General features: G+C 69.7%; 7 protein-coding genes and 3 tRNA genes. 2 read left to right on the top strand and 8 right to left on the bottom strand.

Going from position 1 to position 9,778, the window contains the following annotated elements:
• The coding region (locus tag IJH84_RS05420) for a ferritin-like domain-containing protein (RefSeq protein ID WP_295141015.1) at nt 1-1,131 on the top strand (1,131 nt) is incomplete at its 5' end.
• A 91-nt stretch (nt 1,132-1,222) separates the two neighbouring features.
• On the opposite strand, the gene IJH84_RS05415 is transcribed toward IJH84_RS05420, so the two are convergent.
• From IJH84_RS05415 to gltX, 6 genes are all read right to left on the bottom strand, one after another.
• The gene (locus IJH84_RS05415; protein ID WP_200070236.1) at nt 1,223-1,972 is read right to left on the bottom strand and encodes a bifunctional 2-polyprenyl-6-hydroxyphenol methylase/3-demethylubiquinol 3-O-methyltransferase UbiG; all 750 of its coding nucleotides are present in this window, start codon (nt 1,970-1,972) and stop codon (nt 1,223-1,225) included.
• Between the two features lie 585 nt (nt 1,973-2,557).
• A tRNA-Glu gene (locus tag IJH84_RS05410) sits at nt 2,558-2,633 on the bottom strand.
• Between the two features lie 469 nt (nt 2,634-3,102).
• Nucleotides 3,103-3,175 (bottom strand) — tRNA-Glu (locus IJH84_RS05405).
• 62 nt (nt 3,176-3,237) lie between these two features.
• Nucleotides 3,238-3,309 (bottom strand) — tRNA-Gln (locus tag IJH84_RS05400).
• Between the two features lie 192 nt (nt 3,310-3,501).
• Nucleotides 3,502-4,281, bottom strand: coding sequence for an HAD family hydrolase (locus tag IJH84_RS05395; protein WP_295141012.1), 780 nt, complete (start codon nt 4,279-4,281; stop codon nt 3,502-3,504).
• A gap of 122 nt (nt 4,282-4,403) precedes the next feature.
• Complete coding sequence (gene gltX / locus IJH84_RS05390; RefSeq protein ID WP_200070237.1) at nt 4,404-5,918, bottom strand: glutamate--tRNA ligase; 1,515 nt, start codon at nt 5,916-5,918, stop codon at nt 4,404-4,406.
• A gap of 109 nt (nt 5,919-6,027) precedes the next feature.
• On the opposite strand from gltX, the gene IJH84_RS05385 reads away from it, so the two are divergent.
• Entirely contained in the window at nt 6,028-7,266 is a 1,239-nt protein-coding gene (locus IJH84_RS05385; protein ID WP_295141006.1) for an FAD-dependent oxidoreductase, read from the top strand.
• A gap of 153 nt (nt 7,267-7,419) precedes the next feature.
• Here IJH84_RS05385 and IJH84_RS05380 read toward each other — a convergent pair whose 3' ends face one another.
• Both IJH84_RS05380 and cimA read right to left on the bottom strand, forming a co-directional pair.
• Nucleotides 7,420-8,202, bottom strand: a complete 783-nt coding sequence (locus IJH84_RS05380; RefSeq protein WP_295141004.1) for a fumarylacetoacetate hydrolase family protein — start codon at nt 8,200-8,202, stop codon at nt 7,420-7,422.
• 147 nt (nt 8,203-8,349) lie between these two features.
• Nucleotides 8,350-9,778, bottom strand: a 1,429-nt coding sequence (cimA, locus tag IJH84_RS05375; RefSeq protein WP_295141001.1) for a citramalate synthase, incomplete at its 5' end; no start/stop codon positions are given.

The following is a 9,778-nucleotide window of genomic DNA, read 5'->3' as shown; positions in this document are numbered from 1 at the left end:
CGGCGCGGCGAGTGGACCGCCGAGCAGCTGCGGCTGGCCTGCGGCGACGGCACCGAGACGCTGCGCAACGGGATGCGCGGCGAGCTGCTGAGCGTGGCGCGGGAAGAGATGGTGCACTTCCTGGTGATCAACAACATCATCACGGCGATGGGGTTGCCGTTCCACTTGCCGGACATCGACTTCGGCCGCGTCAACCACCGTCTGCAGGTGCCGCTCGACCTGGCCTTGGAGGGGTTCGGGCTCGGGAGCGTGCAGCGGTTCATCGCGTTGGAGCAGCCGCACTCGTTGACCAGGGAGATCGCAGGCGACGTCGCGCCGGACGCGGCCGGGAAGGCGTACCCGTACCAGTCGCTCAGCGACCTCTACGCCGCCATCCGGGAGGGCATCGGCGCGGTGCCGGACCTCTTCCTGGTGCAGCGGGGGCGGGGCGGCGGCGAGCACCACCTGTTCATGCGCAGGTCGCTCAACGACGTCCACCCCGACTACCAGCTGGAGGTGGACGACGTCCCCAGCGCGCTGTTCGCCATCGACTTCGTCACCGAGCACGGCGAGGGCAACGTCCTGCCCGGGCCCGCGGACGAGGACTCGCACTACGACACCTTCCTGCGGATGTCCGACCTGCTGATGGCGCACCGCGTCGAGGCGCCCGGTCACCGGTGTCCACCGTGGACACCCGCGTACCCGGTGCTGCGCAATCCGACGTTGCACGCGGGCGACGGCGCCAGGGAACCGGTCACCGCACCGGAGGCGCGCTCGGCCATGGTGCTGTTCAACCGCTCGTACTTCCTGATGCACCAGCTGATGCTGCAGCACTTCCACGGCGCGGCCGACGCCAGCCTGCGGCGCTCCCGGCTGATGAACGCGGCTATCGACGTGATGACTGGGATGCTGCGGCCCATCGCCGAGCACCGGGTGACGCTGCCGTCCGGACGGCCCGGCCGCACCGCCGGGCCGTCCTTCGAACTGGAGGAGGAGCCGGGTTTCCTCGCCCGTCCCGATGTCGCGCTGCGCTCGCTCGGCGGCCGCTTCGACCACCTCGCTCGCCAGGCTGCGGAACAACCCGGGCTGCCCGCGCGGGTCGCAGAGCTGATGCGCTCCTACGCCGCGGAGTTCCGCGGGTCGGCACCGTGACCGCGATGGTCTCGTGGAATTCCCGGTGCGCATTCGCGGTCGGGTTGCCGAGCGGATCGATGCCGCCGCTATCAGATCGACGAAGCCTCGTTCAATTCGGGTCCGGGGCCTGCCAGACGGCGGCGGCCATTGCGACGGCCACCCCGTCGAAGAATTGCGCACCCGGCAACCACCCGGAATAGGCGTCCCGGAATTCCTGCGAACTCGGCAGCGTGTTGAGCTCGCCCAGCTTGTGCCAGCTGGGGTGCAGGAAGAGGTTCAACGCGTCCGTGGCCGCCCCGGCATCGGCGGTGGCCCGGTACACGGCTTCGGCGTTCTGGAACGCGACCGGGATGTGCCAGTCCGCGTCCCGGCCCTTCCGGGCGTGCAGGTCGGTCCGCTGCGGTTCCAGCACGACCAGCCGCCCGCCCGGGGCGACCAGCGAGCGCAGGTGCGGCAAGATCTGTTCGTAGGGACGCATGTGGAACACGGCGCTGAAGGCGAAAACGACGTCGAACACGCCATCCGCCGCGGGCTCGACGTCGTAGGCGCTGCGCGCCTCGTAGCGGATGTTCGCGGCCGGCCGGGTCCGCCGCGCGATGTGGATCAGCGCTTCGGACAGGTCGACGCCGAGCACCTGCGCGTAGCGTTCCGCGAGCAGCGGGCAGTGCCTGCCGGTACCGCACCCGACGTCGAGCGCTCGGTCACCGCCGGGCAGTTGGGCGTCCAGCCAGGTGCGGAAGGGGCCTTCCGCGTCGATCATCCGGGTGGCCATCCGGTCGAAGTGTTCGGCCACGTCGTCGAAAAGCGCGCCGACTTCCGCGGACCGCGCAGCAATGGACTCTTTTCCCGATGATTCCATGTCCTGGCACGATACCTGCAGCCGCCATTCCCGTTCGGGTGAAATGATGCGCAGGATTTGCATACATATCGACAATTTTCGGCACCGCGGGATGCGAGCCGATCAGACACTCCGGCGGACGTAGTTCGCCGACCGGAATCGACGACGTCCTGCCCTGGTCCAGCCCTCGGTAACGGCGTCCCGCAGGAGTCCGGGGTCGCCGTGCGGCGACCACTCCGTCGACACGACGCTCGATCACGGACACGCCCGCTGATGACCGAGCATCCGTTTTCCAGCGCGAACGCCGTCGCCGACCTGCGCAACGAACGCGGACACCGCACCTCCGACGGAGGTGCTCAGTCCGTCAAGTCCGTCGTGCCCTGTCCAACCGCATCGACAGGTCGCCGACCACATCAGCGAGACCACCAACAGCGGCACACCCGACGAGCGCAAGGCTCGCACCGAAGCCCTAGCGCCCCGGACCGAGATCACCGACCCGAACCGGCTCGTCCCGGTCCCACTCCCCCAGCCCCGCGACAAAACGAGGCCGCCCCACCTCACCAGCGGGAACGACCTCGGAAGGAGCGGTTCGCACAATGCCTAATTTGGTAGTCCCGACGGGATTCGAACCCGCGCCGCCGGCGTGAGAGGCCGGTGTCCTAGGCCGCTAGACGACGGGACCGCGCTACACCGAGAACTCTACAACACCCCCACACCACCAAGACCCCCACCCCCATTCCCACACTCGACGTGCGAAGCACGAGCCCCAACTTCACCTCGATGTGCGAAGCACGAGCCACGCACTCCCCGCCACCACACAAAGCCGACCCCACAACTCAATGTGCGAAGCACGAGCGCCCACACAGCAGTGGCCGACCACACCTGCGGTGGCTCAAAACAAGCGCCGGTGGCGACCACACATGCGGAGGCCCCAAACAAGCAGTGGCAACCACACATGCGGAGGCGACCACACATGCGAGTGGCCCCACACAAGTGCTGGTCCCCACCCAACCCCTCCACACACCTATGGCGAGGAGCCCTCCCCACGCAACCACCGCACCGTGGGGGTCTGGGGGGTCGCCCCCCAGATAGACAGACAAAAACGGGAAAAGGCCCGCCCCCAAAGGGGGCGGGCCTTGAACACGCGCGTGTAGCCCCGACGGGATTCGAACCCGCGCCGCCGGCGTGAGAGGCCGGTGTCCTAGGCCGCTAGACGACGGGGCCTCGGCGAACGATCGTGACCTTCGCGTTGATCGTGATCAACGCACTCGGTCTTGATCCTCGCGCTGGGGTACCAGGACTCGAACCTAGACTAACTGAACCAGAATCAGTCGTGCTGCCGATTACACCATACCCCAAGGGCTTTGACGTTCAGCGTTGTTCGTCCGGGCTTCTGGGGAAAGTCCGGCTCGGCGGCCGCTGTCCGTCTTGCTGGTGTTAAATACTAGAACATCCTCGCGGGGGCGCTGTAAGGCACCCCCTGCTCGGCTCGTTTTCGCTGGTGGGCGCGGTGGTGGCCGGGCCGGGTCCGGTGGCGGCCCGGCCGGGGCTCAGGCGAGGGCGCGCTCGTGTCTCGTTTCGTCCTGCGGGGCCGCTGCTTCGGGGATGCCGGGCAGGTCGCAGACGAGCAGTTCGGGCAGCTCGGCGAGGCTGGTGATCATCGACACCCCGTCCGGCGGGGCGTGTTCGGTTCCGTTGCGGTTGAGCCAAACGCCGTGCATTCCGGCGTTGGCGGCGCCGAGCGCGTCGGTGTCGAGCCGGTCGCCGACGTGCACGGTTTCGTGCGGTTCGGCGCCGACGGCGGTGCAGGCGGCGTGGAAGATCTGCGGGTCGGGTTTGGCGACGCCGAGCTCTCCGGAGATGACCAGGTCGTCGAAGGTTCCGGCGAGCCCGGTGTCGCTGATCTTCTTGCGCTGGTAGGCGCTGTCCGCGTTGGTGATCACGGCGAGCCGCAGGCCGCTGGCGCGCATCCAGTCGAGGCAGGGGCGCGCGTCGTCGAACAGTTGCCAGGCGCGTTGCATGGCGGCCATCCGGTAGTCCTCGCGGGCGGCGACTTCGGTGTCGCCGAGTTGTTCGCCGAAGGCGGCGAAGAAGTCCCGGGTGCGTTCTCGGCACATGGTGGCGAAGTCGTACTCGCCGGCGACGAAGCGCGCGTAGTGCTGCTCGGTGGTGCTGCGCCACACCGGCCAGGCGGCGTCGTTGCCGATGAGGGCGCGCAGGCCCATCCGGGACGAGGTGGCGTTGTCCAGCAGGGTGTCGTCGATGTCCAGGCACACGGCCTTGATCGGGCCGGGCGGGGGTGCGTTCGGCGGTTCAGGCGCGGTTGTCACCCCGAGAGGCTAGGTGATCACCGGGCGTACCCGACTCGACCAAGCCGGTGATACTCGGTTCCCTGGCACGGTTTAGTGCCGCTGGGGCCGTTGGGGGTGGCGGCGCTCCGACCGCCACCCGTTCAGCGCATTTCCGCGGTGTTCCCGTCCAGTGCGCGGTGGAGTCTGCTAAGGGACACTTCGCGGCCCAGCAGTTCCATCGATTCGTACAGCGGCGGGGACACGGTGCGGCCGGTGACGGCGACCCGCACGGGCGCGAAGGCTTTGCGCGGTTTGATGCCGAGCCCGTCGACGACGGCGGCCCGCAGCGCCGCTTCGATGGAGTCGGTGTCCCATTCGGGCAGCTGCTCGAGCGCGCCGATGCTCGCTTCGAGCACCGGGCGCGCGTCTTCGCCGAGCGCTTTCTGCGCGGAGGCTTCGTCGGGCTCGAAGTCTTCGCCGGCGAACAGGAATCCCATCATGTTCACCGCGTCGGAGAGCACGATCAGCCGTTCCTGCACCAGCGGCGCGGCGGCGCGCACGGTTTCGAGCTGCTCGCCGGTGGGTTCCGCGGGCAGCACGCCGCCGTCGATCAGGTACGGCACCACGCGCTGCACGAAATCGTCGGGTGCGAGCGCACGCAGGTGCGCGGAGTTGATCGCGTCGGCCTTCTTCTGGTCGAACCGGGCGGGGTTGGCGCTGACCCGCCCGATGTCGAAGGCTTCGACCATCTCGTCGAGGGTGAACACGTCGCGGTCGTCGGCGATGGACCAGCCCAGCAGCGCGAGGTAGTTCAGCAGCCCTTCCGGCAGGAATCCGCGTGCGCGGTGGTGGAAGAGGTCGGATTGCGGGTCGCGCTTGGACAGCTTCTTGTTGCCCTCGCCCATGACGAACGGCAGGTGGCCGAATTCGGGGGTGAAGTCGGTGACGCCGATGCGCCGCAGCGATTCGTACAGCGCGATCTGGCGGGGCGTCGAGGACAGCAGGTCTTCGCCGCGCAGCACGTGGGTGATCCGCATCAGCGCGTCGTCGACGGGGTTGGTGAGGGTGTAGAGGGGTTCGCCGTTGCCGCGCACCAGGACCGGGTCGGGCACGCTGCCCGCGGGGAAGGTGATCTCGCCGCGGACGAGGTCGGTGAACGCGAGGTCGTGCTCGGGCATCTTCAGCCGCAGCACGGGGTTGCGGCCTTCGGCGCGGAATTCGGCCTTCTGGTCCTCGGTGAGGTGCCGGTCGTGGTTGTCGTAGCCGAGCTTGGGGTCGCGGCCGGCGGCTTTGTGCCGGGCTTCGACCTCTTCCGGGCTGGAGAAGGCTTCGTAGAGCTCACCGGCGGCGAGCAGGCGCTGCGCGATGTCGGCGTAGATGTCCTTGCGCTCGCTCTGCCGGTACGGGCCGTGCTCACCCCCGGCCCCGGGGCCTTCGTCCCAGTCCAGCCCGAGCCAGCGCAGCGCGTCCAGCAGCGCGTCGTAGGACTCCTGGCTGTCCCGGCTGGCGTCGGTGTCCTCGATGCGGAACACCAGGGTGCCTTCGTGGTGCCGGGCGAAGGCCCAGTTGAACAGGGCGGTGCGGATCAGCCCGACGTGCGGTGTGCCGGTCGGCGACGGGCAGAACCGGGCGCGGACGGTGCTGTGCGGCGTGGCGGTGACCTCTGACGTGCTCATGACGCGGTCCAGCTTAGCGAGCCCGGTTCCGTGGTTGACCAGCGACTCCGGTAGGAGGATGGTGAGGTTATTCAACAACCGTTGAATACTCGCTCGGGAGGGGATCGCGATGACGCGAACGGAACGCACGACGTGCTGCATCGTCGGCGGCGGCCCCGCCGGGATGGTCCTGGGCCTGCTGCTGGCCCGCTCCGGTGTGCAGGTGACCGTGCTGGAGAAGCACGGCGACTTCCTCCGCGACTTCCGCGGCGACACCGTGCACCCCACGACGCTGCAACTGCTCGACGACCTGGGCCTGGCCGAGCGGTTCGCCGAGCTGCCGCACCGCAGGGTGGACCGGGTGCGGCTGCCGGTCGGGCAGCGCGAGGACCAGTTCCTGACGATCGCCGACTTCACCAGGCTGCCGATCAAGTACAACTACATCGCGCTGGTGCCGCAGTGGGATCTGCTGGACCTGCTCGCGGACGAGGCCAAGCAGCAACCCGGTTTCGACCTGCGGATGAACACCGAAGTCACCGGGCTCGTCCGGGAGGACGGCCGGGTGAACGGGGTGCGCTACCGCGAATCCGACGGCAGCACCGGCGAGCTGCGCGCCACCATCACGGTCGCCTGCGACGGGCGGGACTCGCTGGTGCGGCAGCTTCCGGAGCTGGGGCTGCGGGACTTCGCCACGCCGATGGACGTGCAGTGGTTCAAGATCCCGCGCCGCGCGGAGGACCCGGCCGGGCTGCTCGGTCTGATCGCGGACCGCACCTTCCAGGCGCTGATCGACCGCGGCGACTACTACCAGGCCGCCTCGATCATCGCGAAAGGCACCGACGCGGAACGCCGCGCCCGGCCGGTGGCGGAGTTCAACGAACGGCTGCGCCGGTTCCTGCCGTGGCTCGACGACGGCCGCGACCTGGTGCGCGACTGGGACGACGTGCGGCTGCTCAGCGTCAAGCTGGACCGGTTGCGCAAGTGGCACGTGCCGGGGCTGCTGTGCATCGGAGACGCCGCGCACGCGATGTCACCGGTCGGCGGGATCGGCATCAACCTGGCCGTGCAGGACGGCGTCGCCGCCGCGCGGTACCTGGCGACGCCGCTGCGCGAGGGGCGGTTGCGGCGCAAGCACGTCGCGGCGATCCAGCGGCGGCGGTGGCCCACGACGGTGCTGATCCAGCAGCTCCAGCGGGTGCTGCACCGCAACGCCGTCGCCCCGGCGCTGCGCGGCGAGGTGGACTTCTACAAGAGCCTGCCCGCTCCGGTCCGGCTGGTCACCAACGCGCCGGCGCTGCGGGTCGTGCCGCCGTACGTGCTCGCCTACGGCGCGCTGCGGGAACGCCCGCCGCAGGAGGCGCTGCGCTGACCGCGCCGCTGCACCCGGTCTCGGCCGGGGTCAGCGGCGCAGCCGCTCCAGCAGCGACCACGGAGCTGCTTCTGCGAGGAGATCCCGCAGCGAGCAGGCGCCTGATGAGGCGCGCCCGAACCACCTGCGCAAGACGAGCTCGGAGACGGGTACTCAGCGGTCCTGCACCGGGTTGGTCAGGGTGCCGAGCCCGTCGATGGACACCGAGACCTGCTGGCCCGCCTGCATCGGCCCGACCCCGGCGGGCGTGCCGGTGAGGATCACGTCGCCCGGCAGCAGCGTCATGATCCGCGAGATGTACGACACCAGCGCCGGAACGTCGTGCAGCAGCAGCGAAGTCCGCGACTCCTGCTTGAGCTCGCCGTCCAGTTCGGTGCGCAGCCCCAGATCACCGGGATCGACCTCGGTGTCGATCCACGGGCCCAGCGGGCAGAACGTGTCGTAGCCCTTCGCCCGCGTCCACTGCCCGTCGGCCTGCTGCTGGTCGCGGGCGGTCACGTCGTTGGCGACGGTGTAGCCGAGCAGCACGTCGGCGCCGCGCGCCTCCGGGACGTCCCTGCACGGCTGGCCGACGACCGCGGCCAGCTCGCCCTCGTAGTCGACCCGCTCGGAGTTCGGCGGCAGCTTGATCGCCGCGTTCGGGCCGGTGACCGAGGTGGACGGCTTCATGAAGATGATCGGGTTCTGCGGCACCTCGCCGCCCATCTCCCTGGCGTGCTCGGCGTAGTTCTTGCCGACGCAGATCACCTTGCTGGGCAGGATCGGCCCCAGCAGCCGGACGTCGGCCATCGGCCACTTGCGCCCGGTGAACGTCGGTTCGCCGAAGGGGTGCTGGTCGATCTCGATGGCCAGCACCTTCTCCTGCGGGGCGGACGGGTCGGGTTCCAGCGCGACGAACGACACCCCGTCGGAGTGGGCGACTCGGGCCAGGCGCACGACGACCTCTTTTCGTTGCGGCGTTGCTTTCCCCGGCCACCCTAAGCCTCCGCGCCCGCAGGCTTGCGGAGCGCGGTTTCGCGAGGAGTGAACGGACTGCTCGTCCGAACGGATCGGGCCAACAGGCCGTTCGCTCGGAAGGAGCCGTCAGTCAGCGCCGCTGAGGACGGCGCGGCGCAGCGCCTTGTAGGCGAGCGCGTCGCACAGCGCCAGCCAGCTCGCCTCGACGATGTTGCCGTGCACTCCGACGGTGGTCCACTCGTCCTGATCGTCGCGGGACTCCACCAGCACCCGCGTGACCGCGTCCGTACCCGCGGCGTCGGTGAGGATGCGGACCTTGTAGTCCACCAGCTCCACCGAATCCACCCACGGCAAGTGCGGAACCAGCGCCTTGCGCAATGCGGCGTCGAGGGCGTTGACCGGGCCGTTGCCCTCCGCCGTGGCGATGACGCGTTCCCCGTCCACGTGGATCTTCACCGTCGCCTCGGAAACGACCGTCCCGTCCGGGCGGTGATCCAGCAGCACCCGGTAGGACTCCAGCTCGAACGGGGCGTCCACGGCGCCTGCTTCGGCCTCCCCCGCAGCATCCATCTCGCGGCGCAGCAGCAGCTCCAGCGAAGCGTCCGAGCCCTCGAACGACCAGCCGCGGGCCTCCAGCTCCTTGACCTTGCGCACCGCGCCGGAGACCGCTTCCGGCGAGTCGGACAGGTCCAGCCCGAGCTCGGCGCCCTTGAGCTCCAGGCTCGCCCGCCCGGCCATCTCGGTGACCAGCACCCGCATCCGGTTGCCGACCACGTCGGGGTCCAGGTGGTTGTAGAGCTCGGGGTCCACCTTGATCGCGCTGGCGTGCAGCCCGGCCTTGTGCGCGAACGCCGACGACCCGACGTAGGGCTGGTGGGTGTCCGGGGCGAGGTTGGCGATCTCGGACAGCGCGTGCGAGACGGTCGTGAGCTCGGTCAGCTTGCCCTCCGGCAGCACCGGCATGTCCAGCTTGGTCGCCAGGTTGCCGAGGACCGCGAACAGGTCGGCGTTGCCCGCGCGCTCGCCGTATCCGTTGGCGGTGCATTGCACGTGCGTGGCACCGGCCTGCACCGCCGCGATCGAGTTGGCGACCGCGCAGCTGGTGTCGTCCTGGCAGTGGATGCCCACCCGGAACCCGGTGCGCGCGACGATCTCCTCGACCGTGGACGCGAGCTGCATCGGCAGCTGCCCGCCGTTGGTGTCGCACAGCACCGACACGTCGGCGCCCGCGGTCATCGCGGCCTCCAGCACCCGCAGCGAGGCGTCCGGGTCGTGGGCGTAGCCGTCGAAGAAGTGCTCGGCGTCCACGAACACCCGGCGCCCCTCCCCCACCAGGTAGCGCACGGTGTCTGCGACCATCGCGCAGTTCTCTTCGACCGTGGTGCGCAGCGCCCGCTCCACGTGCCTGCGGTCGGACTTGGCGACCAGCGTGACGACCGGCGCCTGCGAATCGACCAGCGCCCGCACCTGCGGATCTTCGTGCGCTTGCGCGCCCGCGCGGCGGGTGGAGCCGAACGCGACCAGCGCGGCGTGGTCGAGCCGCAGCTCGCCCGCG

Source organism: Saccharopolyspora sp., from assembly GCF_017434145.1.
GTDB lineage: Bacteria > Actinomycetota > Actinomycetes > Mycobacteriales > Pseudonocardiaceae > Saccharopolyspora_C > Saccharopolyspora_C galaxeae.
Note: the sequence above shows the minus strand (reverse complement) of the source record. Positions and strands in the feature narration are given on the sequence as shown.